We start from the raw sequence: 1,346 nt of genomic DNA on the forward strand, positions 1-1,346 counted from the left end.
GAAAACAGAACACTTGGAGAAGGTGCTGATTGCCGGATTATCCGTATCGCTCAAAAACTAGACACTCATGCGTTCGCCCTGTGTCATGACCAACCACCAGCAACGATTTACTCGTTGTGGTTTTTTCTAAGGAAGGTGCGAACAAGTCCCTGATATGAGATCATGTTTGTCATCTGGAGCCATGAAACAGGGTTCATCATGAGTCATCAGCTCACCTTCGCCGACAGTGAATTCAGCAGTAAGCGCCGTCAGACCAGAAAAGAGATTTTCCTCTCCCGCATGGAGCAGATCCTGCCATGGCAAAACATGGTGGAAGTCATCGAGCCGTTTTATCCCAAGGCTGGGAATGGTCGTCGGCCCTATCCGCTGGAAACCATGCTGCGCATTCACTGTCTGCAGCACTGGTACAACCTGAGCGATGGCGCGATGGAAGATGCTCTGTACGAAATCGCCTCCATGCGTCTGTTTGCGCGGTTATCCCTGGATAGCGCCTTGCCGGACCGCACCACCATCATGAATTTCCGCCACCTGCTGGAGCAGCATCAACTGGCCCGCCANATCAGTGGCACTTTGGCATGAAGGCCCACATCGGTGTCGATGCCAAGAGTGGCCTGACCCACAGTCTGGTCACCACAGCGGCCAATGTGCATGACCTCAACCAGTTGGGTAACCTGCTGCACGGTAAGGAGCAATTTGTCTCAGCCGATGCCGGATACCAAGGCGCGCGCCAGCGCGAAGAGCTGGCCGAGGTGGATGTGGACTGGCTGATCGCCGAGCGACCCGGCAAGGTAAGAACCTTGAAACAGCATCCACGCAAGAACAAAACAGCCATCAACATCGAATACATGAAGGCGAGCATCCGGGCCAAAGTGGAACATCCGTTTCGCATCATCAAGCGGCAGTTCGGCTTCGTGAAAGCCAGATACAAGGGGGCTGCTGAAAAACGATAACCAACTAGCGATGTTATTCACCCTGGCCAACCTGTTTCGGGTGGACCAGATGATACGTCAGTGGGAGAGATCGCACTAAAAACTGGGAATAACGCCTGAAATGGCGAAGAAACGGTCTAAATGGGCTGATTCAAGGCATTTACGGGAGAAAAAACGGCTCAAACAGGAAAAAATGAAATGACTGAGTCAGCCGAGAAGAATTTCCCCGCTTATTCGCACCTTCCCTAAACCTCCATAATAGCTCGTTACCGTAAATGTAATATCATGAACTCCCGTTGCAGATGGTTTCTCGAAAATCAAACTCCCCCCCTGCGCAGGGCGGGAGCACACTTTGATGAACTTTTAACCAAAGAATAGCTGTGCCCGATAATTGTCATCCCAACTTGCTTTTTTTAG

At 51.4% G+C, this 1,346-nt stretch carries 1 pseudogene; it reads left to right on the plus strand.

What is annotated here, in order from left to right:
• The first annotated feature begins 198 nt into the window (after window positions 1–198).
• Window positions 199–1,029, plus strand: a pseudogene (locus tag ACYVG7_RS03950) (IS5 family transposase).
• Window positions 1,030–1,346 lie beyond the last annotated feature (317 nt).

Source organism: Pseudaeromonas pectinilytica (assembly GCF_054780855.1).